The sequence below is a fragment of the Cupriavidus malaysiensis genome (genome assembly GCF_001854325.1).
In the GTDB taxonomy this organism is placed as follows: domain Bacteria; phylum Pseudomonadota; class Gammaproteobacteria; order Burkholderiales; family Burkholderiaceae; genus Cupriavidus; species Cupriavidus malaysiensis.
In genome coordinates this window covers 237,126-263,060 of the sequence record NZ_CP017755.1, presented here as the reverse complement: position 1 = coordinate 263,060, position 25,935 = coordinate 237,126, and the positions used below count along the sequence as shown (strand labels likewise).

Sequence of the window (25,935 nt, the reverse complement as noted above, 5' to 3'; positions counted from 1 at the left end):
TGATGCCATGTTCAGTAAACCAAATCGGAGTTCTTGCAGCTGATGTCGTTCAGCCAGACGTCGGCGGTGCCGACCTGAATACCAAGCAAGTTAAGCAAGGTCGCCAGGAGCGAATCGAGAAGCGGAGCAATCGGCTGCAGGAGGACGTTCAAGTAAAGAGGTACGCTCAATTTGAAGAACAATAGATTTATGTTGACCTGCAACTGTAGATTGCTCAGCACATCATCCAGCAAACCGGATACCAATTGTTGAGAGGACACATGCGTCGTGCCGTTAATTGGAAGTGTCCGAGAAAAAGTATTGGAGGCCCCAACCTGACTCGTCGCCGGAGCGGCTGACACCGAGATAATCGCCAGGTTGACCAGACTCACTCCTCCCGACGCACAGCCAGCCGTACCGTCCGTGCGCCCGAGGCACGCCTTCGCAACGCTCGTCTTGATACTGAATGTCGCCTGCCGGCTCGCCCGATCAGTCGTGCATTGGATGCCGGTCAGTGCCGCGGTTGCGCCAGCCACCTCGACATACAACGGGATATCAAGCCGCACACCTCCCAGCGCATTCAAGACGTCTGAAAGTGCACCCAGGCCAAGCGCATTCAACAACAGATCCGCACCAACCGATACCCGTAGTCCAAGGCCAACCTGAGCAGTGTGAGCGGTAGTTGCCCATTGCTCTGGTGACGTACCTTGCAGCCACACTGGACCTGCTGCCGAAACAGGTGGTTGAATCACGTAGAGATTCAGACCGATGCTGGCCCCCGGTAGCGGAACACTCAGGTTGGGTACAGCGAGAGCTGATCCGCCGTTCGCCACTTGTGCGGCCAATGTCAGGAGCGTGGACACATTGAGGCCAACGTTGGCCGCCGCGGACTGTGTCGGCGCCAACACGCCCAGGTCCAAAAGCTGTCCCAGGCTGACCGTCGCCTGTGCAGCATTGACCCCTACGGTCTTGACACCACCAAGAAGAACTGACACGAGACTATCTTGTCCGGCCGCTCCGAGCACCAACGCATAGAAATCTTGAATTGACAGCGACGTGTTCAAGAGCTCTTGGATCGATCCTGCGCCAAGTTTTAACTGCAATTGCGCTAGAGATACTTTTGCATTGACCAAGCCATTCCAATCTGCCACCGACAAATTGACGGTTCTGCCCAACAGGAGACCCAGCAGACTATTTGCATTGGCGGCCCCGTTCGGATCGTTGATGCTAAGCAGCCCACTTCCGATTGAAAATGAAGCTGACGGCGGACTCCCCACCGCAACAGCTTGAGCGCGCAGCTGCCGAGATGCGGAACCAGGAATCACGAAAAGAACCGGTACAGTCTGCGTCGCCGTAACGCGTGCGGCATTGGGCGATACCTTCGTATTGTCGTAGGTTGAAGTGAAGTGACTCGCGGTGTCGTTGGCGGATGTGTATGCCGGATCCCAGACGCCGATGCAGACTTTCATGCCATCGGGGCTGCCGGAAGTTGGGAGGGAGCAATCGGCACCAGATTGGCTGGGATAGCCGTTGGAACCCGCAACCGCCTTTGCCGAGGCAAATGCAGCGGCACGCTGCGTCGCGTCGGTCCCCGCCTGCTTCAACTGCTGCGCCGCGCTCAGCGCCGCCAGGTCGACCATGCTCTGCAGCTGGCGCTGGCGGTAGAAGACGTTGCCGAGGTCGATCGACACCAGCGCCGCCATGGCGATGGTGGCGATCAGCAGCACCGCCAGCACGCTGACGGCGCCGCGCTGCCCGGAACGCGGCCTGCGGATCATTGCGCCGTCGCCGGGAGCGTGCCGCTCGAATTGGCGGCCGAGCCGCGCAGGCCGCTCGACGAGGTCTGTCCGCTATAGAACTCGGGGATCTGGTAGCGGAAGCTCTGCATATAGCGCAGGTAGCCAAGCGCGGCCTGCTCGCCGCGCATGGGCAGCAGCGGGCCGGCTTCCGCGCCGCTGCGCTGGACCTCGAGCACGTAGCGCGTGTTCTCACCGATGGGGCGCAGCGCCGGGCGGCCGCTCAGTTCCGGCGGCGCGGCCTCGCCGCCGCCGGCGGGCGCCTGCGCCCAGGCCAGCGCGCCGGGCAGGCCCAGCGCCAGCAGCAGGGCGATGCGGATGCCGCGCGGGCGGCTGGCATGGCGTTGGTTGCGTGTCATCTCGCTCTCTTCCTGTTCGAATCTTGCTGTGGGGGACGCCGGCTCACTGGCCGCTGCCGCCCGGATCTGCCGACGCGGCGGCACCGGCCGCCACCGCGGCGGGCGCCGGCTGCGCCAGCCGCGCCAGCGCCGAGGCGCCCGGCCAGACCACGGCCGCACGCTCGCGCGTATTGCTTGCCCGCGCGATGCGCTCGGCCTCGCGCCGGATGGCGCTGCGCGCTGCTTCCGGCAGCGCGGCCTTCTGCATCAGCGCGGTCGCCTGGCCTCGCTTGCCGTCCGCGATCAGCCACACCGCGGCATTGCCCACCACCTTCAGGTTGCTGCCGTCCAGCTGCAGCGCCTGCATCACCGGCACGCGCGCTTCCTGCAGCGCGCCGGTGCGCATCAGCGCGTAGCCGAGGTCGCTGGCGATGCGCGGATTGGTCGGGTCCGCCGCACTGGCCTGGCGCAGTTCCTGCACGGCCTTGCCGAAGTCGCCCTGGCGCCCGGCGATCAGGCCCAGGCCATGGTGGGCGCGCGCGGCCCCGCCCTGCCTGGCGAGCGCCTGGTAGGCCTCGGTGGCGGCCGCGTCCTGCCCGGTCTCGCGCAGGGCCTCGGCGCGCAGCGCCAGGATCTCCGGGCCTGCGCCGAAGCGCTGCTGGAAAGCATCGATATGCGCGAGCGAGGCGAAGTAGAGGTCCTGCTGCTGCATCTTCTCGATCAGCGCGAGATAAAGCGCCTTGTCGTTGTACTCGGCGCGTGCTTCCTTGTTCTGCGCCTTGATCAGCTCGGACTGCGCCTGTGCCTGCTGCTCCAGCATGGCCGCCGAGTTGCTGTTGGCGAGGGCGGAGCAGCCCGCCAGCGCCACCGGCAACAGGCCGGTCCACCAGCGCCGCTGCATACCCTGGATCCAGGTTTTCATCATCATGTTCCGCCCACCTTCGACATCATCCGTATCACGCCCAGGAAGCCGGGCCCGGCGGTCAGGATCAACAGCACCGGCAGCAGCGTGACCACCATCACCGCCGTCATCTTCACCGTCAACCGGCCGATCTTGTCCTTCAGGTTGGCCTTGCGCGTCTCCTGCAACCTCAGCCCGAACAGGCGCAGCGGTTCCTGCACCGCGCCGCCGAAGCGGTCGACCTGGCTGAGCAGCATGATCAGGTTGCGCAGGTCCTCGCTGTCGAACAGCCGGCCGATGCGCTGCAGGGTCTGCTCGCGCGAGCGGCCCGAGGCGAACTGCTGGTTGGCGCGGTTCAGTTCGGGCCCGAGCACGTGCAGCATGCTGCCGAACTCGCTGACGATCACCTGCAGGCTCTGGTCGATCGACAGCCCCACGCCTTGCAACAGGCGCAGGATGTCGACCAGCACGGGCAGTTCTTCTTCGAGCTGGAGCAGGCGCTGCGCGGCGCGCCGCCGCAAGGCGGCCTTGCTGCCCAGATAGAGTGCGGCAAACGCCGCGAAGGCCCAGACCACGGCTGACAGTCCATCCTGCGGCAGGCGCCAGAGGAAAGCCAGCACCGCGGCCACGGTCGGCAGCAGCAGGCGCAGCGCGCCGAACACCGCGCGCGCGCGCACGCCATAGAAGCCGCACTGTTCGAGCAGCGCCTGTTCCTCCGCGGTCACCACGGCGCGGCCCAGCGGTGATTCCAGCCAGCGCTGGTTGAAGCGTTCGAGCAGCCGGTTGCCGACTCGCGCGCCCAGCTTGGCGCTCAGCGCGGCGCCGTCCTTGCGTCCGGCATCGGCCTGGACGCCCGGGGCCGATGCCGACGCCGATGCTGCTGCGCCATGGGCTTCCGCCCGCTGGCGCGCCAGCGCCGAATCGAGCGTGCGCGCTGCGCCCCGTTGCAAGCGCCAGCGCTTCAGCAATGGCAGCGCCAGCGCAAGCACTCCGCAGGCCGCGATGACCAGGCTCAGCACGATCAGCGTGTTGGCATCCATGTGCGCTCCTAGATCGCCTTGGCGAGGCGGTACAGAATGACCGCGCCGGCCACTTCCAGCCCCGCGGCCGACAGCAGCATCGCCTTGCCGGCCGAGTCATGCCACATCATCAGGATGTAGCCGGCATTCAGCGTGAACAGCCCGCCGGCCACCACCAGCGGCAGCAGTCCGAGAATCCAGGCCGACAAGCGTGTCTCCGACGACAGTGCGCGCAGCTCGCGCTGCGCCGACTCGCGATCCCGCATGAACGCCGCGGTACGCTCCATCACGATGTCGGCGCGGCCGCCGTAGCGCACCGACAGGCGCAGCACCGAGGCCACCATCACCAGCTCGTCGAGCCGGTAGATGCGGCCGATCAGCTGCACCGCCTGCTCGAGTTCCTTGCCCGCGCGCTGCAGGTGCACCGCCTGTACCAGGCATTGGCGCAGCGGCGCCTCGGTGTTCAGGATGGCGTTCTGGAAGGCCGCCGGCACGCTGCTGCCGATGCTCATCAAGCGCACCACGCCATCCAGGAAGCCGGGCAGCTGCATCAGCAGCTTCATGCGGATGCGCTGCACGCGGTTCCAGACCAGGAAGGCCGCCACGGCCACGCAGACCACCGCGGCCGCCACGCCGGCCAGCAGGCCGCCCGTGGCCATCGCCGCCACGATGGCCAGCAAGCCCGGCCCGCCCCACAACAGGTAGGTACGGCGCGTCGGCGCCAGGTCGGCACGCCGCAGCAACTCCTTCCAGTGATGGCTCAGCTTGCGGTTGCCGGCCTGCACGTCGAGTTCCACCACGCTCGCGTAGCGCGCGCGCACCTGCTCGGTCTGTGCCTGCAGGTGGGCGCTGGCCTGTTCGTGCCGCGCGCGGCCACGGCTGCCGGCCAGCAGCAGCAGGCCCAGGCCCAGCAGCAGCAGGGCCAGCGCGGCGATGAACAGGGCCGGGCTAGACATCGAAGCGGTCGTCCATCAGGAAGTTGGCCGGGCGCATGCGCGCCAGCTTGGGCGAATGCGGCAGGATGCCCAGCGACACCCAGCGCTCGTTCTCGGTGCCGTCCGGCCCGGGCGTGACCTCGTGGCGGTACAGCTCCTGCGTCGAGATGATGTTGTCGCCCAGGCCGGTCACCTCGGTGATCGACAGGATGCGCCGCTTGCCGTTGGACAGGCGGCCGATCTGCACGATGAAGTCGATGGCGTTGGCGATCTGCCGGCGCAGGCTGACCTCGCTGCCCTGGAAGCCGGCGAAGCCGGCAAGCATCTCCAGGCGGTACAGGCACTCGCGCGGGCTGCTGGCGTGGATGGTGCCCATCGAGCCATCGTGTCCGGTGCTCATGGCCTGCAGCATCTCCAGCACTTCGCCGCCGCGCACTTCGCCCACGATGATGCGGTCGGGACGCATGCGCAGGCTGTTGCGCAGCAGGTCGCGGATGGACACCACGCCGGTACCCTCGAAGCCGCCGGGGCGGCTCTCCAGCCGCACCACGTGCGGATGGTTGAGCGCCAGCTCGGCCGTGTCTTCGATGGTGATGACGCGCTCCGTGAGCGGCACGAAGGTGGCCAGCGCATTGAGCAGCGAGGTCTTGCCGGAACTGGTGCCGCCGCTGACCAGGATATTGCAGCGGGCCTTGACCGCGGCCTCCAGCAGCTCGCAGATCTCGGGGCTCATGCTGCCGAGCTGCTGCAGGTCGGCCGGCGTCAGCGGATCCTTGCGGAACTTGCGGATCGAGACCACCGGCCCCTCCAGGGCCAGCGGCGGGATCACCACGTTGATGCGGCCGCCGTCGGGCAGGCGCGCGTCGACCATCGGGTTCGACTCGTCCAGCCGGCGCCCGATCGGCGCCAGGATGCGGCGCACGATGCGCAGCAGGTGGCCCGCGTCGGCGAAGCGCACCGGGATGCGTTCGAGCACGCCGTGGCGCGACACATAGACATCCATGTGGCCGTTGATCAGGATGTCTTCCACCGCGGGATCGTTGAGCAGGTCCTCGATCGGGCCGAAGCCGGCCAGCTCCTTGGTCAAGGCCTCGGCGATCTGGCGCAGCTCGGATTCGTTGATGGGGATGCGGCGCAGCCGCGTGAAGCCCTCCAGCTCCAGGTCGACGAAGCGCTGGATGGCCGTGCGCGACCAGCGGCCGAACTCGGCGCCCAGCTCCTCGATGCGCGTCAGCAGGTGTTCGTGCGCCGCCTCCTTGATGTTGTGGAACTCCTGGGAGACGGGAAAGGGCGCTGCGGCGTTATCCGAGAATTCGATCGGTTGCGTCATTTCAGTTTCCGGTTCTTGCCACGCGCACCGCACGCAGCGCGTCTGGCAGCCTGTCCTTCAGTTTGTGCAACAGGCTGGCCTGGGACGCGCGCGGAGCGCGGAATCCGAGCTGCTCCGTCAAGCCGCCGAGAGCCAGCATGTAGGGATCCCCCGGCTTGTCATCCGCCAGCAGCGCGCCACGGTTCATCGCCAGCACCAGGGCCTCGCGCCGGTCGGGCAGTTCGACAGCGCCGGACATGCCGACCCGCTGCGCGATCTCCCCGGCCTCCAGCCCCAGGCGTGCATCGAAGCGCGATACCACCAGCTCTATGTCTTCGCGCTCTACGTCGCGTTTCTTCAGTTCCTGCACCAGCTCGGCGGCGGACACGATGGCGCCGACGCTCTGTTCGGTGACCATCATCACCGTGTCGGCCGCCTTGACGATCTGCGCCATGAAGTCGGCGTTGCTGAAGCCGCCGAGATCGATCACCTGCAGATCGAAGAAGCCGCGCAGGCGCTCCAGCAGCGCCAGCGCCTCCGAATAGGAGATGTCGCGCAGTTCGGCCAGCGTGGTCGGCAGCGGCAGCACCGAGACGCCGTTGGCATGGCGCGCCAGCGCCGTCTGCACGAAGACCTGGTCGAAGCGGCGCAGGTTGCGCACGGCCTCGACGAAGTGGAAGCCTGGGCTGATGTTCATGTAGAGCGCGCCATCGCGCGCCGGCAGCCCGAGATCCAGCAGCAGCACCTCCGCTCCGGAGCCGCGCCGCACGGCGGTCGCCAGGTTGACCGCCAGCGTGGAGGTGCCCACGCCGGCGCGCGCGCCCAGCACGGCCAGCACCTTGCCGCGCCGGGACGGCTCCGCGACCAGCGCCGGTACCTGCACCTGCAGCCGCGCGGCCAGCAGGCGCCGGATCACCTCCATCGCCTCCTGCGCCGGCGCGCCGATATCGACGAAATCCTTCATGCCGGCGCGCAGCGCGGCCAGCGGCGCCGCAGGCTCCGCGGCATTGCCCACGGCCACCAGCGGCACGGTGGGAAACAGGCGGCCGAGCTGCGCGGCCAGGCGTGCCGAGTCCGCAGCCTGCGCCGGCGAGAAATCGAGGAACACCAGCGCCGGATTCGCCGTCGTGATCTTGTCGACGAAGGACTCCTGCGCGCCGTCGACCAGCAGCAGCGTGCCGGCACCGTGCAGCACGCCGCCCAGCCATTGCGCCAGCCCGCCCTGCGGGGAGTTCAACAGGAAATAGTCCATCTACCGTTACCGCTGTCTTCTCTGTGGTGCCGCCATTCCGTCATTCCGCACGTGTCCCCCGCCTGCTACTTCGAAAAGCCCGGCAGCGTCGGATCGGCATACTCGCCGAGCATGTACCAGCCCCAGACATTGGGATCGGCGCTGGTACGGCCATCGTTGCCCACCGCTGCCGCCGCCGCCGAGCCCTTGGCCAGCGGCTTGACCAGGCGCGGTGAGACCATGATCACCAGCTCGCGCTCGTCCTGGGTGTAGTTCAGGTTCTTGAAGAAGGCGCCGATGATGGGCAGGTCGCCGAGCACGGGCACCTTGCTGACACTGCTCACGGTGTTGCGGTTGACCAGGCCGCCGATGACGAAGCTTTCGCCGTCGCCCAGTTCGATGGTGGTATCGGCGCGGCGCGTGATGATGGCCGGCACCGAAGCGCCGTTGATCGACACGCTGCGCGTGAAGTCGAGATCGCTCGCCTCCGGCGCGACCTTGAGCGCGATGCGGTTCGCGGCCAGCACCGTCGGCGTCACGGTCAGGCCGATGCCGAAGGGCTTGAACTGGATGGTGGTGGTGCCGAGCGCCTGCGGCACCGGGATCGGGATCTCGCCGCCGGCCAGGAAGCTCGCGCTCTGGCCCGACAGCGCCACCAGGCTGGGCTCGGCCAGCACGCGCGCCAGGCCGTTGCTTTCCAGCACGCTGATATTGGCGAAGATGCCGTGCGAGACCGAGGCCGCCACCAGGTTGAAGGCGTTGCCGATCGGCAGGCCGCTGTCCACGCTGGCGGAACCGCTGCCGGAGCTGCTGGAGCCCGAACTGAAGGAGCCCGCCGTGAACTTGTTCAGCGACGACGGCGAGAAGGTGCCGAAGGAGAAGCCGCCATTGGCGCGGAAGAAGTTCAGCCCGACCTCCTTGAGCACCGACTTGCTGACCTCGACCACCTTGACGTCGACCTGCACGGTGGCGCTCAGGGGCACCACGGAGCGGTCAACGACGACGCCGCCGCCCTTGCCATCCTTGCCTTCCCTGCCGCTCTGCGTGGCGCGTGCCGCGGCCTGCGCGCGCGCAGCCACGAGCGCGTCCGGCGACTGCCCATCGATCGAGACGCCCGCCGCCGACGACGTGACCGACGGGGCGTCGGCATCGGGCGCCACCGCGGCCACCTCGACGGCGTAGCGCACCGGCGCGCCGCCGCGCGGCCAGATCATCAGGTCCGTCACGCCGGGACTGCGTGCCACCACCAGCACGCTGGCGGGGCCCGTTCCGTTCTTCAGCAGCAAGGCATCGGCCACCGCCGGATTGCCCACCGCCACGCGCTCGAGCGGCTGGCCCAGGCGCACTTCCTGCTGCGCGCCGGCCAGCAGCTTGATGGCGCGCGCGGGCAGGCGGGCTTCCTGCACGGTGGCGGCCAGCACGGGCCAGGCGCAGGCCGCCGCGGCGGCGGCGGCGATGGCGATAGAGACGGCGGCGCAGGCGGCGCCGACCGATCCGGTGTCCCGTCGTGTCTTGGGCTGGAGCATCTGTATCCCGCGCTGGGCGGCGTAACGTGAATCGTGTGGTGCGTGGATGGCGTGGCGGCCCGCGTATGTCATGGCAAGGCCGCCTTCATTCGATATCGCGCTTGCCGGCGCGGATCACCTCCACGCCCGACGGCGCGGCGGCGGAACGCGGCGGGCGCGGCACGGCGGCCGGCAGCGGGCGCGCGGCCGCATGCGGTGCGGAAGCGCCGACCAGCCCGCTCAGCGCAAGCCCGGCGGCGGCGCGGTCCGCAGGCGCGAGGCCGTCCTCGCCGGCCTTGCCCTTCGCCTTCAGCACCGGCGGCGGCTCGGCGAACAGGCCCGCATCGGGCGTGGTCTCGTCCTTCGGATTGCGCAGCGCCAGCAGCAGGCGCCCGGCCTGCTGCCCGATCGCCAGCTTGTTGACCTGCTCCACCGGCACCGCCAGCACGGCGGTCTTGGCGCCTTCCTGGCGCACCATCATCTGTTCCTGCGGCTGGGCCGTCTGCGTCACCGTGCTGGCGCCATAGGCCAGCACGCGCAGGCGCGACAGCAGCAGGCGCGCCTGGCTGCCGTCGACTTCCTGGTTGTCGCGCCGCAGCACCAGGAAAACATCGACGAAATCGCCCGGCTGGACCTGGTTGCCGACGCCGACCATCTCGTCCACGTTGATCGCCACCGCACGCTCGCCCTGCAGCACCTGCGCGGCCAGCCCGCGCAGCAGATGGGAAGCGAGCACGGGCACGTTCGCCCCCAGCGCGACCAGCGGCACCTTGCCGGCCACCTTGCCGACCTCGGCGTAGGAGTCCGCCGGCTCGATCGGCAGCATCTCCACCTTGAGGGCGTCGGCCGGCACCGGCTTGCCGGCCTCGATCGCCTTGGCGGTCACCACCACCGGATGCCGTGCCGCCACCGCCTGCACCGGCGCCGCAGGCTCATGCGGCTTGCGTCCCACCTGCCAGGCCATCAGCGCGAGCAACGCGGCAAGCGCGAGCAGCACGATGGCCATGATCTTGATCTGTTTGCTGGTCATGCTGGAATCCGGTTCGGGGAGCAGGTTCGTGGCGGCAGGCCAGGCGCCGCCGCGGCAGGTGTCTTCGTCATGTGTCCGGCCATCATGTGTCTGGCGACAGTTGCACCACGGCCGTTCCGGTCAGCGTGGCCGGCACCGGCATCAGCGGAATGGTGGGCAGGATGCTGCTGGTCGGCAGGTTCAGCGTAACGTTGACGCAGACCGCGCCGGCCGGCGCCGTGCAGTTGGCGGCCTGGGCCACGTTGCTGCTCGACAGCAGCGAAGCCAGCGAGGTGGGCAGCGCGGCGACCGCGGTGGCCGAGGCGGCGCTGACCCGCAGCGCCTGCGTGGCTGCCGCCGTGTTGGCGCTGGCCCCGCTGGGGTAGCGCAGCGCGGCACGCGCGCCCTCTTCGGCCGCCAGCGTCAGCACCTGCTGCAAGGCCATCACCACGCCGTAGTAGACGATGCCGACGATGATGGTCAGCATCAATGGCAGGATGAGGGCGAATTCCAGCGCCGCCACGCCCGAGGTGCGTGCGCGCGTGATTGACGATCCCCGCAAAGGCATACGCTATCCGGTTGATGAGTCTTGCCGCGCCGAACCGGCGGCGCCGATCCTGCTGCAGATATCGGCCTGGATCGTTCAGGCTTTACCGCGTTCCGTGGTGTGTCGCTTCATCGTGCCGCGTCATCGCGCATCAGGCGCCGCGCGGTGCCGCGCCTTGCTGCAGCGCGCACCTCGCGGCATGTGCTGCAGCACGCGCTACTGCGCGCGCAGCAGCCACGCGAGCAGTCCCATGGCGAGATAGGCCGCGTAGGGAATGCCGCGCCGGGCGTCGAACGGTTGAGGAAGGCGGACCTGATGCTGCGCGTTGCCGTGCGTGCGGCTGCGCCATTGCGAAGCGCGCGCAACCACCAGCGCGACCCGGTCGGATCGCGCCAGCAGCGCATGCACCAGCGCAAGCAGGCTGCCCACGATCCAGACGGCAGGCAGGCCGGCGGCACCGCTGAACAGACCCGCCACCGCAAGGAACTTCACATCACCCGCGCCCATGCGCCCGAGGGCGTAGACCGGCAAGGTGACGACGAAGCCCAGCCCCATCCCCAGCAGGCGCGATGACAGCGCCGGCTGCGACGAAGGGCCGAACACCAGCGCCATGCAGGCGGCGGCAAGCGCCGCGGCCAGCACGGTGTTGGGAACTCTACGGTGTAAGAAGTCGGTCCAGACGATTGCCGCGCAGAACAGCACGGCAACGAACAGCATCAGGGCGACAGTGGCGTGGCCTCAGCCTGCGCTGGTGGCGCCTGATGCCCAGGCCGAAACCTTGCCGGCCAGTCCGTTGAAGAATGTCGTGAGGTTGGTGCCGAGGCCGCTGACTGCGGTGGCGATCGCGATCGCGATCGCGATCAGACCGGCGATCAGACCATACTCGATGGCCGTTGCGCCGCGCTCGTCCCGAAGGAAACGCTGAATGGAATTTTTCATGAGGTCACACTCCCAAAAATAAGCACTGCATCATCCAGCGTCCGCTTATCTGTTCGCTGTCGCCTGGCTCTTATGGCCAGGCTGTCACAGCGAGCGATACCACTGGTGCCATCTTTATATGTCACGCCGCCTGCCTTATACACCCCCTAGTCGAGGGGGCGGGGAACAGCTTAGAAGAGGACACCTAGGAGGACACCCGTTTGAAATCAGAGTTTGAATGATGTGCGAACGGATCCCTGCCACAGTACCGGCCCGCGAAGACCGGCACTGCATGCATGGGAGGGAAGAAAAGGATGCGCCGCCGCGGGGTAAAGACGTCAACGCACCATGAAGTCGTCGGGGTCTACCGCATTCGGGTGATGCGGTAGCGCTCAGTGGCTGAGGCCGCCCAGCAGGCTCGACACGAGGGGCAATCCGGTGGTGCCGATCGTGCCCGTAGTGGCGCTGCCTGCCGCACCGGTGGCGCTGCCGAGCAGGCCGGTGACCGGCGTGAGCACGGTCTTCACCGGCAGTGCTCCGCTGCCGCCACCGGCGGCACCGGCGGCACCGCTGAGGCCGCTGGTCAGGCTCGACACGAGGTTGGTCACGGGCGCCAGCGGGTTCGAGCCGCTGGAGCTTCCGCCGAGGCCGCCCAGCAGGCTGGTGACGGGAGACAGAGGATTGCCGCCCGTGCTGCCGCCGGTGAGTCCGCCGAGCAGGCCGGTCACCGGCGCCAGCGGATTGCTGCTGGCGCCGCTGCCCGTCAGGCCGCTGAGCGGCAGCGAGCCGAGCAGGCCGCCGAGCGGATTGGTGGTGCTGCCGTCGCCATGCAGCAGGACGCCCGCGCCGGCCACGGTCCTGCCCGCTTCGGTGACGACGCCGCCCAGGCTCGACACCAGCGGCGCATTGCTGTTGGTGACCAGGCTGCCCACGCTGGCCAGGTTGTTGCCCACGGTGCCCAGCAGGCTGTTGACCGGCTGGCCGAGGCCGGTGGCGGCGCCGATGCCCTGGGTGGCATTGGTAAGCTGCGTGGTCAGCGGTACGATGGCCTTGCTGGCCGTGCTGGTGAGCTGCGCCACCGGCCCGGTGGACAGCACGCTGCCGAGCTTGCCGCCGCCATCGGCGACGACCGCCCCGACCTGGCTCACCAGGCTGCCGACCGGCGTGGTCACCGGCGCCAGCGGCGACAGCGTCTCGGTGCCCAGGCCGGTCACCACATTGCCTGCGCTCGACACCGTGTTGCCCAGCTTGGTCACGACGTTGCCGGTGCTGGCCACCGTCACGCCAAGCGGATCGCTGACCGAGCCCATCTTGCCCAGGCCATCGCGCACCCCGGCGCCGAGCGCGCCCACCGCGCCGCCGGCATTGGCCACGGTATCGCCCAGCGCATTGCGCGCGGCGGTCGGCACCACCGGCAGCGCGGTGTTCTGCAACTGCTTGCCGATATCGGTGACGGCATTGCCGGCGGCGATGACGGTATTGCCGGCGCCGCTGGACACCTGGCCGAGCGGCGTGCTCTGCGTCGTCACGTTCGGCGGATTGACGGGCGTGGTCGGCGTGGTCTGGGAATCCTGCGTCGCGCCGCTGCCGGAGCCGCCGGAAGAGCAGCCCGCCAGCATGGCGAGGGCCGCGGCACAGGCAAGTGCCAGCACGCGCTGCGCGGGTTGCGTGGAAATGGGTCGGATCGATGCGTTCATGGTTTTCTCCTTTGTCTCCCCCGCCACGTCTTTGCCAAGGGGGCGCTGTCTGATCGGTGCGGCTGGTCCGCGGGCGAGTTCGCCGCCCCCTGCGCGATCGCCCTGGTCAGGCGGGTTTCGCATCCGAATCACCCCGGGGTGCAGACTCGTCGGAGTCCACAGCCGCAAGCAGCGTGCCAACCACGCCGAGCGCATCGGCGGCGGCCCGGCCCGCTACCCGCGCGGCCTTGCGCCATGCGGCTTCCCCGACGTTACGGGGGGTTCTCACGGGCATGCAAAGAGCGGTGCCCGACAGCTCGGCGGACGTTACGTGCTACGTAACATGTTCCCCTCGCCACGAAACACACCAACGCATGGCGATGCGGCAGCCCCGCCATGCCGTCGCCGTGTGCAGCAGACCTGCGAGCACGCCGATGTTTCGGAGATTGGCCGCGACGTTACGTAACACGTAACGGCGGAACAACCGCTCGCGACCGTTTCAAACCACCCTCAACGATGCTTGCCTGCCAGCCGTAAACCCTTGCAGCACAAGGCGTTACGGCCAACCGCCCGGCGCCGCCGCCCGGCCCGGCCAGCCGCCACGCACGCGCTGGCACAGCGTTTGCGCTCTACCCCGCCACACGCGCCGCAAACAGGGCGCGCACACGTCAAGAGATTCACATCCATTTCGAGGGGTAGAACATCATGCGCAAACAACACATCGTCCTGGCATCGCTGCTGACCACGCTGCTGGCACTGGGCGGCTGCGCCAGCGGCAGCGGCTCCACCTCCCTCGGCACAGACTCCGGCGGTAGTTCGAGCACGGGCAGCAACGGCACGGGCAGCAACGGTAGCGGCAGCAACGGAACGGGTGGCAACGGCAGCAACAACGGTGGCAACAACGGCGGAAACAACGGTGGCAACAACGGTGGCAACAACGGTGGCAACAACGGCGGCAACAATGGCGGCTCCACCACTTCGCTGACGCCCACCAGCTCCATCGTCAACAGCACCGGCTCGGTCGTGAACGCGGCCGGCAGCACGGTCGGCCAGCTCGGCCAGGCGATCTCCGGCGCCAGCCTGCCGGTGGTGTCGTCGCAGACCCAGACGGGCCTGGGCAACGCGGTCAGCTCGCTTGGCGCCGCCGTCAACGCGCTGGGGACCGGCCTGCAGAACGGCCTGGGCAACATGCCCAACGCGGCCAACCCGCTCGGCACGACGCTGGCGAGCACCGGTAATGTGGTGAACCAGGTCGGCAACGCCGTCAGCAACGTCGGCAGCGCGGTCAGCGGCCTGGGCAGCGGCCCGCTCTCGCCGCTGGCGCCGGTGACCACGCCGGTCGGCTCGCTGGTGACGCAGCTGGGCGGCACGGTGGGCAACGTGGGCACCCAGCTCGGCACCGTGCTGTCGACCGGCCCGGTCGAACAGCTCACCAGCGGTGTCAGCAAGGCCATCGTGCCGCTGACCTCGCAGCTGACCAGCACCACCCAGACGCTGGGCGCCGCGACCGGCCTCGGCCAGCCGGTCAACGGCCTGCTGGCCACGGTCGGCGGCGCGCTCGCCGTCGCCGGCACTTCGCTCAAGCAGACCAATACGCCGGTGGTATCGGGCGTGGGCGGCATCGTGACCGGCACCGGCACCACGGTCGCGTCGCTGGGCGGCGTGCTCTACAACGCCAACGGCAGCAGCTCGGGCAGCAGCCCGCTGGCACCGGTGACCAGCCTGCTGGGTGGCCTCGGCGGCCTCGGCGGCCTGGCCGGCGGCTCGGGCAGCAGCTCGGGCCCGCTGGCCCCTGTCACCGGCCTCGTCTCGGGCCTGACCGGCAGCCTCGGCAGCGCTACCGGCGGCAGCGCCGGCAGCGGCCCCCTGGCGCCGGTCACCAGCCTGGTCTCGAGCCTGACCGGCGCCCTCGGCAGCGCCACCGGCGGCAATACCGGCAGCGGCGCGCTCGCGCCGGTCACCAGCCTGGTCGGCAACGTGGTCGGCACGGTCACCGGCGCGGTCGGAGCGGTGGGGTCGGTCGGCAGCACCGCCGGCGCCGGCGGCGGTGCACTGGCGCCGGTGACCAACCTGGTCTCCAGCCTCACGAGCGGCGTCGGCGCCGCCACGTCGGGCAGCACCGGCAGCACCGGCAGCACCGGCGGTTCGTCCGGCACGTCGGGCAGCGGCGGCGCGCTGGCGCCCGTCACCAACCTGCTCGGCGGCCTGCTGGGCGGCCTGGGCGGCAGCAAGCACTAGGCGGCACGCCGGCGCCGCGGGCGCCGGCGGTCACCGGCAAGGCAATCAGGAAAGCAGTCGATCCGTAGAACAGCGCGATGGCCGCAAGGAGAAGGCGGGGACAGCGGCACCCCCGTCTTCAGCGGCACATCGCGTCATAGCCGCGACACTTTAGAAACAGGGGTATCACCATGCGAGCACGTACTCGTGTCGCCACGCTTTTGATCGGCCTCGGCGTCTGCCAGGCCTCTTATTCCGATCCGCGCAGCCCGGTCCAGGGCGACCCGACCCAGACCCTGCCGAAGATCGAGCCGAGCCGGCCCGCCGGCAGCAACGTCACGATCCAGGTGGAACGTCCCGATGCCGCGCTGCAGCACCTGCTGCAAAGCCGGCTGACGCCGCAGAAGTTCCAGATCGAAGGGGTCAAGACCATCCCCTTCGCCGAGATCGCCGCGAAGTTCGCGCCGCTGGCCGGCCACGAGATCACCGTCGCACAACTGCTGGAAGCCGCCAACGAAGTCACGCAGATGTACCAGCAGCGCGGCTACCCGCTTTCGTTCGCCTTCGTGCCGGCGCAGACTTTCGAGAACGGCAACGTCCTGGTCACGGTGGTCGAAGGCTATGTCAAGACCATCACCATCCGCGGCAAGGCCGGCGCGGCCGAGGACCGCCTGCGCGCGATCGGCGAACGGCTGATGCAGGACAAGCCGCTGCGCCGCGAGACCTTCGAACACTATGCCAACGTGCTCGGCCTGCAGCCGGGCATGCAGGTGGCGGCCACCGTGCAGCCGCCGCAGACCACCGATGGCGCCTGCGAGCTGGTGCTCGACATCAAGCGCAAGCCCGTCACCTTCGGCACCGGCATCGAGTACATGTCGCCGGGGCTGCGCGCGATCTCCACGCTCACCGCCAACAGCCTGTCGCCGCTGGGTGAACAGGTCTCGGTGTCAGCCCTGTTTCCCAAGGGCCCGAACAAGGAAGAGTACTACGCGGCCAACTACGCGCAGCCGATCGGCACCGAGGGCATGGTGGCGCGCGTGACCGCCTCGCACTACCGCGGCGTGCCCGAGAACGCGACGCTGGCGCCGCTCGGCATCGATCCGCGCTATGTCAACGACAACAAGCGCATCGGCGCCAGCCTCGCCTACCCGCTGCTGCTCAGCAACGCGCAGACACTGATCGCCACCGGCGGCATCTACGGCGTCGACCAGTTCGAACGCTATACCGGCACGGCCACCGGGCAGCAGGTGACACTGGGCACGCGCGTGCGCGTGGTCAGCGCCGAGGCCAACTACGTGCAGCGCAGCCAGGGCCAGACGCGCACCCTGATGCTGGGCCTGTACCAGGGCATCGCCGGGCTCGGCGCCTCGCGCGAGAACACCACCAACGACCTCAGCTTCTTCCGCACCCGGCTGCAGGCCTCGCAGTCGAACGACCTGCCGGCCGGCTTCGGCATGACCGTGTCGGCGGCGGGCCAGTTCAGCGCGCAGCGGCTGGCCTCGAGCGAACAGATCAGCTTCGGCGGCCGCATGTTCGGCCTGGGCTATCCGGCCGGCGAAGTGGCGGGCGACAAGGGCTGGGGCGCCTCGCTCGAATTCAATCGTCTGTTCACGCTCGACATGGCCTACCTGAAGACGGTCCAGCCCTACGTCATCGGCGACATGGCGCGCGTGCTCTCCAACAGCGTTGTGCTGACGCACCGTTCGCTGGCCTCGGTAGGACTCGGCGTGCGCTTCTCCGACCGCCGCTACTACACGCTGGACCTGTCGATCGCACAACCGGTCGGCGACAAGCCCATCAACGCGTCGCACCGCTCGCCGCGGCTGAACGCGATCTACTCCTACCAGTTCGACTGAGGCCCGCCGGGGCCGCGCGCCGGCTGTCTCGGCCGGCGGCCCCGCCTCGCGGCATGCGCATGACGTGGTGGCGGCAGGTGATGGCACAGGCCGGCGCAGGACGCCCGCACGTGCTTCCACCACCACGTCAAGTGCAGGCCTTGTCATCCATTCTCGATACATAGACGACACATCGGCCCTGGATGTATCACTTGACTTACATCCAGGCAGCAAATGATAATCCTTCTCATTCTTAATATGATTCACAAAACTAAAGAGGGAAGGATCGTGTCGACTGCAGTGGTTGTCAGCAGAAGCAAGAGGAAGCACGCCGTTCCGCGCCTGACCGGCGCCGTCGGCATGGCGGTGGCGGCAACACCGGTGGCCGCGCAGTCGGCCGGCAGCGCCACGGTGGCCGCGGCTGAACTGCCGGCGGTGACGGTCAGCGGCACGGGCGACAGCAACTTCAAGGTCGACTCCACCTCTTCGATCAAGAACCCGGACAAGTTGCTCGACACGCCGCGCTCGATCACCGTGATTCCGCAGGAAGTGATCCAGAGCACCGCCTCGGCCAGCCTCACCGACGTGCTGCGCACCGTGCCCGGCATCGCCTTCGGCGCCGGCGAGGGCGGCAACCCGGTCGGCGACCGCCCCTTCATCCGCGGCTACGACGCGCAGGCCAGCACCTTCCTCGACGGCTTCCGCGACATCGGCTCGCAATCGCGCGAGATCTTCAACGTCGAGACGGTGGAAGTGACCAAGGGTCCGGCCGGCGCCTACGACGGCCGCGGCTCCGCCGGCGGCAGCATCAACATCACCAGCAAGGCGCCGCGCCTGGAGAACTTCGCCGAGGGCAATGTCAGTCTCGGCAACGCCGACTACAAGCGCGCCACCGCCGACGGCAACTGGAAGTTCTCCGACCACGGGGCCTTCCGCCTCAACGCCATGGTGCATGACCAGGACGTGCCGGGCCGCGACGTGGCCAACCAGTCGCGCTGGGGCATCGCGCCGACCGTCGCCTTCGGCCTGGGCACCGACACGCGCCTGACGCTGGCGTACTACCACATGCAGTCCAACGACATCCCGGACACCGGGATCCCGTACAACAACCCGACCTTCAACCGGCGCAGCGACAGCATCGCCCGTACCAGCTTTGCCGGCGACGGCTCGCCGATCAGCGTGCCGCGCAACACCTACTACGGCCTGGCCAACCGCGATTTCCGCAAGGACCAGACCGACATGGGCACGATCCGCTTCGAGCACGATTTCAGCCCGGCGCTCAAGTTCCGCAACCAGACGCGCGTGGCCCGCACCCACCAGGACTTCATCTGGACCCAGCCCGACGACAGCCAGGGCAACATCTACTACGGCATGGTCTGGCGCCGCGCCAACACGCGCGTCTCCACGGTCAACACCGTCGCCAACCAGACCGACCTGTCCGGCACCGTGCAGACCGGCTTCGCCAAGCACAAGTACGCCTTCGGCATCGAGTTCGCGCAGGAGAAGAGCGAGAACGACAGCTACAACGTGGCCACCGGCAGCAACCGCTGCCCCAGCGGCCCGGGCGCCGCCGGCGGCTACAACTGCACCACGCTGCTCAACCCGAATCCCTTCGATCCGTGGTCCGGCGCCATCTCGCGCGCCAACAACCCGACCAACTCGAAGACCAACACGGCGGCGGTCTACCTGTTCGACTCGGTCGAGCTGGGCAAGCACTGGCTGGTCAACGGCGGCATCCGCTACGACCGCTACGACGCCAACTTCACCTCCGCCGCGGACAGCAAGGGCGTGCGCACCGACTTCGGCCGCACCGACAATCTGTTCAACTACCAGTTGGGCATCGTCTTCAAGCCGGTCGAGACGGTCAGCCTGTACGCCTCCTTCGGCACCTCGTCGACCCCGGCAGGCTCCTTCCTGACCCAGGGCAGCGACGGCAATGCGCTGGGCCCGGACCGCAGCGGCAACATTGGCGCCATGCTGGCGCCCGAGAAGAACCGCGCCTACGAAGTGGGCGCCAAGTGGGAGCCGCTGCAGCGGCGCCTGGCCCTGACCGCCGCGCTGTTCCGCATCGACACCACCAATGCCCGCATCACCTTGCAGGACGGCACCGCGGCCATGGCCGGCGACAAGCGCGTGCAGGGCTTCGAGCTGGGCTTCTCCGGCAACGTCACCAACGACTGGGCGGTGTTCGGCGGCTACACCCACCTGAAGAGTGAACTGCGCAACGCGGGCGGCGCCGGCGCGGCCTTCGGCCTCGCCAACGGCACCTCCTTCCCCAACACGCCGGACGACAGCTTCAGCCTGTGGACCACCTACCAGGTGCTGCCCAAGTTCACGCTGGGCGGCGGCGCCTACTACGTGTCCAAGATCTGGGGCAACGAGTCGACCAACAAATGGGTGCCGTCGTACTGGCGCTTCGACGCCATGGCCAGCTATCGGGTCAACAAGAACCTGGCGCTGCAGCTCAACGTGCAGAACCTGACCGACAAGGTCTACTACAGCCAGGCCTACGCCAGCCACTACGCCACCATGGCGCCCGGCCGCGCCTTCATCTTCAGCGCCAACGTGCGCTTCTGAACGCCCGACCGGCCCGACCGCCTGCGGCACGCGCCGCGTGTCCGGTGCCCCGGTCCTGCCTTGCGGCGGGGCCGGGGCGCCTGCCTTCTCCGCCATGCTCGACCTGCCCTTCCGCCCCGCCACCCCTGGTGAACTCGAACAGCTCGGCCCCGCCGCCCTGCGCGACAAGCTGTGCGGTCCCGCCGCCCAGGCACTGCCCTGGCTCGGCGCCGCCGCGCTGGCCGGCCATCTCGACGCGCAGGCCCTGCTGGGCCAGTGGTTCCTCGCCGGGCGCGGACTGGCGCGCGACGAAGCGCGCGCCTTCGCCTGGTTCAAGCATGCCGCGCACGCCGGCCACGCCGGCGCCGCCAACCTGGCGGGACGCTGCTACGAGAATGGCTGGGGCACGCCGCAGGACGCGCACGCCGCCGCGCGCTGGTACCAGCTGGCGGCGGAGCGCGGTTCGGACTGGGGCATGTACAACCTGGCCACCGCGCTGACGCTGGGCCGCGGCGTCGCACCCGAGCGCGCGCAGGCGCTGGACTGGTACCGGCGCGCGGCGGCACTCGGCCATGCCAAGTCGCTCAATATCATCGGCGGCTTCTACGAAGACGGCTGGGAAGTCGAGCGCGACCTGGCCCAGGCGGCCGAGCACTACCGCCGCGCCGCCGAGGGCGGCGACTTCCGCGGGCAGTTCAACCACGCGCGCCTGCTCGCGCTGCAAGGCCGCGAGGCCGAGGCCGGCAGGTGGATCCGGCGCGTGCCGGACAGCGCCACGCCCGCCTTCCTCGAGAAGACGCTGGCCTACCTGCGCGAGGCGCCACAGCCGGCGCTACGCCGCCTCTACGGCCCGCTGCACGACGCCTTGCCGCACGCCGCGCGCGGCTGAGCGCCGCGCCGCTCCCGCCGCGCTCGCTCAGTCGACGCGGAAGCCGATCTTCAGCGTCACCTGGAAGTGCGCCACCGTACCGTCGACGATGTGGCCGCGCATCTCCACCATCTCGAACCAGTCGATATGCTTGATGGTTTCGCTCGCCTTGGCGATGGCATTCTGGATGGCCTTGTCCGTGCCCTCCGGCGAGGAACCGACGATCTCCACCAGCTTGTAGGTATGGTTTGACATGGCGCCCTCGTCTTGGCTGCAATGCGGTGACGGCACACGGCCGCGCACCACAGCAATGGGGCCGCGCGCGCCGCGCCGTCTCCATCATAGGCAGCGTCGCGGACAATGCCCAGCCGCAGCGTGCCGTGCCGGCCGTGCTCAGGCCGCCGCCGGATCGCCGCGCTGGCGGAAATAAGCCTCGAAGAACTCCACGCAGACGCGGATCTTGGCCGAGGTGGTCAGCCGCGACGGATAGACCGCCCAGATATTGGCGTCCTGCCGGTAGTCCGGCAGCACCTGCACCAGCGCGCCGCTGGCCAGCTGCGGCCCGACGTCCCAGGTGGAGCGCAGCGCAATGCCGTGGCCGTCCACCGCCCAGCGTACCACGATCTCGCCGTTGTTGGACGACAACGGCCCGGTCACCTTGACGGTCTGCTCCTGCTGTCCGTCGCGCAGCTTCCAGACCCCGAAGGGGTGATCGCGCTCCTTGATCACCAGGCAGTCGTGGCTGGCCAGTTCGGCCAGCGTGCGCGGCTGCCCGCGCCGGGCCAGGTAGGCCGGCGCCGCGCACAGCACGCGATGGTTGGAGCCCAGGCGCCGCGCGATATGGTGCGGGGCGATCTCGTCGCCCACGCGGATGTCGAGGTCGAAGCCCTCGGTGGCCACGTCGACCAGGCGGTCGAACACCTCGAAGCGCACCTGCAGCGCCGGATACTGCCGCACCAGCTGCGAGATGGCCGGTGCCACCACGTTGCGGCCGAAGCCGAAGCTGGAGCACACCCGCAGCAGGCCGCGCGGGTTGCGCCGCGTGCTCGACACTTCCTCGTAGAGGTGGTCGATATCGTCCAGGATGCGCTGCGCCAGCGCGTAGACGCGTTCGCCGTCCTCGCTGACTACCACGCGGCGCGTGGTGCGGTGGAAAAGGCGCACGGAAAGCGCCGCCTCCAGCATATGGATGCGCTTGCTGATGTAGGCCGGCGACACGCCCAGCGCCTCCGCGGCCGCGGAAAAGCTGGACCGGCGCGCCACCTCGATGAAGACACGGAGGTCTTCGTTGAGCAGTTCATTCTTCACGGATCGTGTTTTATCGCTTCACGATCCGGCTGATTATATTCCGCCGGGCCGGCTTTACCATGGCTGCCGATCCTCCTACTGCGAACCGGATTCCTCCATGACCTCATCCCCCAAGGCCCCGCTGCGCATCGCCGTCATCCCCGGAGACGGCATCGGCAAGGAAGTGATGCCGGAAGGCCTGCGCGTGCTCGAGGCCGCCGCGGCGCGCTTCTCGCTCGACCTGGAATTCGTCCACTTCGACTGGGCCCACTGCGACTACTACCTGCAGACCGGCGCGATGATGCCGGCCGACTGGCGCGCGCAGCTGGAAGGCTGCGACGCGCTGTACTTCGGCGCGGTCGGCTGGCCCGACAAGGTGCCCGACCATGTCTCGCTGTGGGGCTCGCTGCTCAAGTTCCGCCGCGAGTTCGACCAGTACGTGAACCTGCGCCCGGTGCGCCTGTTCGAAGGCGTGCCTTGCCCGCTGGCCAACCGCAAGCCCGGCGACATCGACTTCCTGGTGGTGCGCGAGAACACCGAGGGCGAATACACCTCGCTGGGCGGCCGCATGTTCGAAGGCACCGAGCGCGAGGTGGTGCTGCAGGAATCCGTGTTCAGCCGGCACGGCACCGACCGCGTGCTGCGCTACGCCTTCGAGCTGGCCCGCGCGCGCCAGCGCCGCCATTTGACCGTGGCCACCAAATCCAACGGCATCGCGGTCAGCATGCCCTACTGGGACGAGCGCACCGATGCGATGGCGGTGCACTATCCCGACGTCGCCGTCGATCGCCAGCACATCGACATCCTGACCGCGCGCTTCGTGCTGCAGCCCACGCGCTTCGACGTGGTGGTGGCCTCCAACCTGTTCGGCGACATCCTGTCCGACCTGGGCCCGGCCTGCGCCGGCACCATCGGCCTGGCGCCGTCGGCCAACCTGAACCCCGAGCGCCGCTTTCCCTCGCTGTTCGAGCCGGTGCACGGCTCCGCGCCCGACATCTACGGCAAGAACATCGCCAACCCGGTCGCCATGATCTGGTCGGGCGCGCTGATGCTCGATTTCCTCGGCGGCGCGCGCGCGGGGGACGGCGCGCCTGATGCACGTTTCCGCCAGGCGCACGATGCCATCCTGGGCGCCATCGAGACCGTGCTGGCGCAGGGCCCGCGCACGCCCGACCTGGGCGGCGGCGCCAGCACCACCGAGGTCGGCGAAGCCATCGCCCGGCTGGTCGGCGCGGGCACCGCGGCCGACGCGCTGGCCGCCTGACCCCTCCCCCATGCGCCGCCGAGGGCGGCCACGGCGCATGGCACCTGCTTGCCCCATCAAGGCCCCCCACAGGAGACAGACATGCAAGACAGCACATTCAAGCCGGGGCGCCGGCAACTGCTGCTCGGTGCCGCCGGCACCCTCGCCGGCACCCTTGCCGGCATGCTCCCCGCCGCGTCCGCGCTGGCGGCCGATAGCGACTATCCTTCGCGTCCGATCACCTTCATCTGCCCGTGGCCGGCCGGCGGCACCGCCGACGTGACCATGCGCGTGCTGATGCAGTTGGCGGGGCGCGAGCTGGGCCAGTCCATCGTGGTGGACAACCGTGCCGGCGCTTCCGGCATGATCGGCACCAAGGCACTCGCCAACGCCCGCCCGGACGGCTACACCATCGGCCAGATCCCGCTCTCGGTGACCCGCTTCTCGCAGCTCGGCGTGGTGCAGATGGACCCGCTCAAGGACCTGACCTACCTGGCGCGCGCCTCGGGCCAGACCTTCGGCATGGTGGTGCGCAGCGACGCGCGCTTCAAGACGCTGGCCGACCTCGTGGCCTACGCCCGCGCCAACCCCGGCAAGGTCAACTACGCCACCGCCGGCGTCGCCGGCCAGACCCACGTCGGCATGGAAGAGTTCGCGCTCAATGCCGGCATCAAGCTCAACCACATCCCCTACAAGGGCGGCGCGCCGGCCCTGTCCGACCTGCTCGGCGGCCAGGTCGACCTGCTGGCCGACTCCAGCTCCTGGGCGCCCTATGTGGAACAAGGCAAGCTGCGCCTGCTCGCCACCTGGGGCGCGCAGCGCCTGCCGCGCTTCGGCAGCACGCCCACGCTCAAGGAACTCGGCTACCACGTGGTGATGGATGCGCCCAACGGCATCGGCGCGCCGCGCGGACTCGACCCGAAGATCGCGCTGAAGCTGCGCGAGGCGCTGCGCCGCGCCATCCTCAGCACGGAATTCAAGGCGGCCTGCGAGAAGATCGATGCCATCGTCATGTACCAGGACGCCGACGAGTACCGCAAGTTCGTCGCCGACAACTACGAACACGAGAAGAAGCTGATCGAACGGCTCAACCTCAAGCAGATGCTGGGCTGATCACCAGCGCCACACGAAGAAAGCCCGATGACCACCGCCACCCAGGACACCACCAAGGACCTCTCGCGCGCGCTGATCCGTCTGCACGCGCGGGACAATATCGTGATCGCGCGCGCGCCGCTGGCGCTCGGCCAGAACGTCGAGGTCGACGGCCGCGTGCTGCGCCTGCGCGCCCAGGTGCCGGCGGGCCACAAGGTGGCCGCCGAAGCCATCGCCGCCGGCACGCCGGTGCGCAAGTACGACACCGTGATCGGCCTGGCCGCACGCGCTATCGCGCCGGGCGAGCACGTCCATGCGCACAACCTGCGCTTCGTCGAGTTCGAGCGCGAGCCGGCCTTCTGCACCGACGTGCGCCCGGTCGACTACGTGCCCGAGCACGCGCGCGCCACCTTCCAGGGCATCGTGCGCGCCGATGGCCGCGTGGGCACGCGCAACTACATCGGCATCCTGTCCTCGGTGAACTGCTCGGCCACCGTGATCCGCAAGATCGCCGAGTGGTTCACGCCGGAGCGCCTGGCCGGCTTCCCCAACGTCGACGGCGTGGTGGCCTTCCAGCACAGCAGCGGCTGCGGCATGTCCTCGCCGAGCCTGCACTTCGACGTGCTGCGCCGCACGCTGGCCGGCTACGCGCGCCACCCCAACCTGGCCGGTGTGCTGGTCGTCGGGCTGGGCTGCGAGCGCAACCAGGTCGCGGACCTGGTCGATTCGCAGGCGCTGCGCGACGGCGAGGGCGGCACCCTGCTGCGCACGCTGGTGATGCAGGAGACCGGCGGCACGCGCGCCACCATCGAGGCCGGCGTGGCAGCCGTGCGCGAGATGCTGCCGCGCGCCGACGCGGCGGTACGCCAGACGGTGCCGGCCAGCCATATCAAGGTCGGCCTCGAATGCGGCGGCTCGGATGGCTTCTCCGGCATCACCGCCAATCCGGCGCTGGGCGCGGCCATGGACATCCTGGTGCGCCACGGGGGCACCGCCATCCTGTCCGAGACGCCCGAGATCTATGGCGTCGAGCATATGCTGACGCGGCGCGCGGTGACGCCCGAGGTCGGGCAGAAGCTGCTCGACCGCATCGCCTGGTGGAAGGAGTACACGCGCGGCCACAACGGCCAGTTCAACGGCGTGGTGGGCCCCGGCAACCAGCAGGGCGGCCTGGCCAACATCTTCGAGAAATCGCTCGGCTCCGCCATGAAGGGCGGCACCACGCCGCTGCAGGGAGTCTACGAGTACGCCGAGCCGATCGACCGCGCCGGCTTCGTCTTCATGGATTCGCCGGGCTACGATCCCTGCGCCGTCACCGGCCAGATCGCCAGCGGCGCCAACATGATCCTGTTCACCACCGGGCGCGGCTCCATGTTCGGTTCCAAGCCCGCGCCGACGCTGAAGCTGTCCAGCAACACGCCGATGTTCGAGCGGCTGCGCGACGACATGGACATCAACTGCGGCCGCGTGCTCGACGGCGAGCTGACGGTGCAGCAGATGGGCGAAGAGATCTTCGCCCATCTGCTGCGTGCCGCCTCCGGCGAGACCACGCGCAGCGAGGCGCTCGGCCTGGGCGACGGCGAGTTCGTGCCCTGGCACCTCGGCATCGTCAGCTGAGCGGGCCCGCGCCGCGCAGCCGCCCCCCCTGCTTGCACCACCACCGCGCGGCCCTGC

Annotated in this window: 22 protein-coding genes; 7 read left to right on the top strand and 15 right to left on the bottom strand. The window is 69.0% G+C overall.

Annotated features, from left to right (window positions below):
• Window positions 1-11 precede the first annotated feature (11 nt).
• The 13 genes from BKK80_RS21060 to BKK80_RS21000 form a co-directional block, all read right to left on the bottom strand.
• Entirely contained in the window at window positions 12-1,757 is a 1,746-nt protein-coding gene (locus BKK80_RS21060) for a TadG family pilus assembly protein (RefSeq protein ID WP_071071077.1), read from the bottom strand.
• Complete coding sequence (locus tag BKK80_RS21055; protein ID WP_071071075.1) at window positions 1,754-2,134, bottom strand: DUF3613 domain-containing protein; 381 nt, start codon at window positions 2,132-2,134, stop codon at window positions 1,754-1,756. Before BKK80_RS21055 ends, BKK80_RS21060 begins: the two co-directional genes overlap by 4 nt.
• 43 nt (window positions 2,135-2,177) lie before the next feature.
• Entirely contained in the window at window positions 2,178-3,035 is an 858-nt protein-coding gene (locus BKK80_RS21050; RefSeq protein WP_205683750.1) for a tetratricopeptide repeat protein, read from the bottom strand.
• Window positions 3,036-3,037: 2 nt separating this feature from the next.
• A complete protein-coding gene (locus BKK80_RS21045; RefSeq protein ID WP_071071071.1) occupies window positions 3,038-4,054 on the bottom strand; it encodes a type II secretion system F family protein in 1,017 nt (338 codons plus the stop codon).
• 8 nt (window positions 4,055-4,062) lie between these two features.
• Complete coding sequence (locus tag BKK80_RS21040; protein WP_071017356.1) at window positions 4,063-4,989, bottom strand: type II secretion system F family protein; 927 nt, start codon at window positions 4,987-4,989, stop codon at window positions 4,063-4,065.
• A complete protein-coding gene (locus tag BKK80_RS21035; protein WP_071017358.1) occupies window positions 4,982-6,298 on the bottom strand; it encodes a CpaF family protein in 1,317 nt (438 codons plus the stop codon). The genes BKK80_RS21040 and BKK80_RS21035 overlap by 8 nt, the downstream gene beginning before the upstream one ends.
• A gap of 1 nt (window position 6,299) precedes the next feature.
• The gene (locus BKK80_RS21030; RefSeq protein WP_071071069.1) at window positions 6,300-7,529 is read right to left on the bottom strand and encodes a P-loop NTPase family protein; all 1,230 of its coding nucleotides are present in this window, start codon (window positions 7,527-7,529) and stop codon (window positions 6,300-6,302) included.
• A gap of 65 nt (window positions 7,530-7,594) precedes the next feature.
• The gene (locus tag BKK80_RS21025; RefSeq protein ID WP_084545673.1) at window positions 7,595-9,034 is read right to left on the bottom strand and encodes a type II and III secretion system protein family protein; all 1,440 of its coding nucleotides are present in this window, start codon (window positions 9,032-9,034) and stop codon (window positions 7,595-7,597) included.
• Between the two features lie 85 nt (window positions 9,035-9,119).
• Window positions 9,120-10,043, bottom strand: coding sequence for a Flp pilus assembly protein CpaB (gene cpaB / locus BKK80_RS21020; protein WP_071039239.1), 924 nt, complete (start codon window positions 10,041-10,043; stop codon window positions 9,120-9,122).
• A gap of 82 nt (window positions 10,044-10,125) precedes the next feature.
• The gene (locus BKK80_RS21015; protein ID WP_071017363.1) at window positions 10,126-10,590 is read right to left on the bottom strand and encodes a TadE/TadG family type IV pilus assembly protein; all 465 of its coding nucleotides are present in this window, start codon (window positions 10,588-10,590) and stop codon (window positions 10,126-10,128) included.
• A gap of 195 nt (window positions 10,591-10,785) precedes the next feature.
• Window positions 10,786-11,286 carry an A24 family peptidase gene (locus tag BKK80_RS21010; RefSeq protein ID WP_071017364.1) on the bottom strand — a complete coding sequence of 167 codons (501 nt, stop codon included), beginning with the start codon at window positions 11,284-11,286 and terminating at the stop codon, window positions 10,786-10,788.
• Between the two features lie 21 nt (window positions 11,287-11,307).
• Window positions 11,308-11,508 carry a Flp family type IVb pilin gene (locus BKK80_RS21005; protein ID WP_071071067.1) on the bottom strand — a complete coding sequence of 67 codons (201 nt, stop codon included), beginning with the start codon at window positions 11,506-11,508 and terminating at the stop codon, window positions 11,308-11,310.
• A gap of 371 nt (window positions 11,509-11,879) precedes the next feature.
• A complete protein-coding gene (locus BKK80_RS21000) occupies window positions 11,880-13,184 on the bottom strand; it encodes a collagen-like triple helix repeat-containing protein (RefSeq protein WP_071071065.1) in 1,305 nt (434 codons plus the stop codon).
• Between the two features lie 684 nt (window positions 13,185-13,868).
• Here BKK80_RS21000 and BKK80_RS20995 point away from each other — a divergent pair.
• The 4 genes from BKK80_RS20995 (at window position 13,869) to BKK80_RS20980 (ending at window position 20,660) form a co-directional block, all read left to right on the top strand.
• Entirely contained in the window at window positions 13,869-15,401 is a 1,533-nt protein-coding gene (locus BKK80_RS20995) for a collagen-like triple helix repeat-containing protein (protein ID WP_071071063.1), read from the top strand.
• Between the two features lie 170 nt (window positions 15,402-15,571).
• Window positions 15,572-17,236 (top strand): ShlB/FhaC/HecB family hemolysin secretion/activation protein, encoded by a 1,665-nt coding sequence (locus tag BKK80_RS20990; protein WP_071017372.1) that lies wholly within the window; start codon window positions 15,572-15,574, stop codon window positions 17,234-17,236.
• A 339-nt stretch (window positions 17,237-17,575) separates the two neighbouring features.
• Window positions 17,576-19,792 (top strand): TonB-dependent receptor, encoded by a 2,217-nt coding sequence (locus tag BKK80_RS20985; RefSeq protein WP_084545672.1) that lies wholly within the window; start codon window positions 17,576-17,578, stop codon window positions 19,790-19,792.
• A gap of 94 nt (window positions 19,793-19,886) precedes the next feature.
• The gene (locus BKK80_RS20980; protein WP_083384313.1) at window positions 19,887-20,660 is read left to right on the top strand and encodes a tetratricopeptide repeat protein; all 774 of its coding nucleotides are present in this window, start codon (window positions 19,887-19,889) and stop codon (window positions 20,658-20,660) included.
• Between the two features lie 27 nt (window positions 20,661-20,687).
• On the opposite strand, the gene BKK80_RS20975 is transcribed toward BKK80_RS20980, so the two are convergent.
• The gene (locus BKK80_RS20975; protein WP_071017376.1) at window positions 20,688-20,894 is read right to left on the bottom strand and encodes a dodecin; all 207 of its coding nucleotides are present in this window, start codon (window positions 20,892-20,894) and stop codon (window positions 20,688-20,690) included.
• Window positions 20,895-21,032: 138 nt separating this feature from the next.
• Window positions 21,033-21,947: a LysR substrate-binding domain-containing protein gene (locus tag BKK80_RS20970; protein ID WP_071017377.1), complete on the bottom strand. Its 915-nt coding sequence runs from the start codon at window positions 21,945-21,947 to the stop codon at window positions 21,033-21,035.
• A 97-nt stretch (window positions 21,948-22,044) separates the two neighbouring features.
• Between BKK80_RS20970 and BKK80_RS20965 the strand changes: the two genes are divergently transcribed.
• The 3 genes from BKK80_RS20965 to BKK80_RS20955 all read left to right on the top strand — a co-directional run bounded on the left by BKK80_RS20965 (window position 22,045) and on the right by BKK80_RS20955 (window position 25,878).
• The gene (locus BKK80_RS20965; RefSeq protein ID WP_071071059.1) at window positions 22,045-23,190 is read left to right on the top strand and encodes a tartrate dehydrogenase; all 1,146 of its coding nucleotides are present in this window, start codon (window positions 22,045-22,047) and stop codon (window positions 23,188-23,190) included.
• A gap of 81 nt (window positions 23,191-23,271) precedes the next feature.
• The gene (locus tag BKK80_RS20960) at window positions 23,272-24,282 is read left to right on the top strand and encodes a tripartite tricarboxylate transporter substrate binding protein (RefSeq protein ID WP_071071057.1); all 1,011 of its coding nucleotides are present in this window, start codon (window positions 23,272-23,274) and stop codon (window positions 24,280-24,282) included.
• 27 nt (window positions 24,283-24,309) lie between these two features.
• Window positions 24,310-25,878 carry a UxaA family hydrolase gene (locus BKK80_RS20955; RefSeq protein ID WP_071039231.1) on the top strand — a complete coding sequence of 523 codons (1,569 nt, stop codon included), beginning with the start codon at window positions 24,310-24,312 and terminating at the stop codon, window positions 25,876-25,878.
• The last annotated feature ends 57 nt before the right edge of the window (window positions 25,879-25,935 follow it).

Coding starts and splice junctions, on each gene's coding strand:
- BKK80_RS21060 (WP_071071077.1), bottom strand. CDS start 1,757: ATGATCCGCAGGCCGCGTTCCGGGCAGCGCGGCGCCGTCAGCGTGCTG.
- BKK80_RS21055 (WP_071071075.1), bottom strand. CDS start 2,134: ATGACACGCAACCAACGCCATGCCAGCCGCCCGCGCGGCATCCGCATC.
- BKK80_RS21050 (WP_205683750.1), bottom strand. CDS start 3,035: ATGAAAACCTGGATCCAGGGTATGCAGCGGCGCTGGTGGACCGGCCTG.
- BKK80_RS21045 (WP_071071071.1), bottom strand. CDS start 4,054: ATGGATGCCAACACGCTGATCGTGCTGAGCCTGGTCATCGCGGCCTGC.
- BKK80_RS21040 (WP_071017356.1), bottom strand. CDS start 4,989: ATGTCTAGCCCGGCCCTGTTCATCGCCGCGCTGGCCCTGCTGCTGCTG.
- BKK80_RS21035 (WP_071017358.1), bottom strand. CDS start 6,298: ATGACGCAACCGATCGAATTCTCGGATAACGCCGCAGCGCCCTTTCCC.
- BKK80_RS21030 (WP_071071069.1), bottom strand. CDS start 7,529: ATGGACTATTTCCTGTTGAACTCCCCGCAGGGCGGGCTGGCGCAATGG.
- BKK80_RS21025 (WP_084545673.1), bottom strand. CDS start 9,034: ATGCTCCAGCCCAAGACACGACGGGACACCGGATCGGTCGGCGCCGCC.
- cpaB (WP_071039239.1), bottom strand. CDS start 10,043: ATGACCAGCAAACAGATCAAGATCATGGCCATCGTGCTGCTCGCGCTT.
- BKK80_RS21015 (WP_071017363.1), bottom strand. CDS start 10,590: ATGCCTTTGCGGGGATCGTCAATCACGCGCGCACGCACCTCGGGCGTG.
- BKK80_RS21010 (WP_071017364.1), bottom strand. CDS start 11,286: ATGCTGTTCGTTGCCGTGCTGTTCTGCGCGGCAATCGTCTGGACCGAC.
- BKK80_RS21005 (WP_071071067.1), bottom strand. CDS start 11,508: ATGAAAAATTCCATTCAGCGTTTCCTTCGGGACGAGCGCGGCGCAACG.
- BKK80_RS21000 (WP_071071065.1), bottom strand. CDS start 13,184: ATGAACGCATCGATCCGACCCATTTCCACGCAACCCGCGCAGCGCGTG.
- BKK80_RS20995 (WP_071071063.1), top strand. CDS start 13,869: ATGCGCAAACAACACATCGTCCTGGCATCGCTGCTGACCACGCTGCTG.
- BKK80_RS20990 (WP_071017372.1), top strand. CDS start 15,572: ATGCGAGCACGTACTCGTGTCGCCACGCTTTTGATCGGCCTCGGCGTC.
- BKK80_RS20985 (WP_084545672.1), top strand. CDS start 17,576: ATGGCGGTGGCGGCAACACCGGTGGCCGCGCAGTCGGCCGGCAGCGCC.
- BKK80_RS20980 (WP_083384313.1), top strand. CDS start 19,887: ATGCTCGACCTGCCCTTCCGCCCCGCCACCCCTGGTGAACTCGAACAG.
- BKK80_RS20975 (WP_071017376.1), bottom strand. CDS start 20,894: ATGTCAAACCATACCTACAAGCTGGTGGAGATCGTCGGTTCCTCGCCG.
- BKK80_RS20965 (WP_071071059.1), top strand. CDS start 22,045: ATGACCTCATCCCCCAAGGCCCCGCTGCGCATCGCCGTCATCCCCGGA.
- BKK80_RS20960 (WP_071071057.1), top strand. CDS start 23,272: ATGCAAGACAGCACATTCAAGCCGGGGCGCCGGCAACTGCTGCTCGGT.
- BKK80_RS20955 (WP_071039231.1), top strand. CDS start 24,310: ATGACCACCGCCACCCAGGACACCACCAAGGACCTCTCGCGCGCGCTG.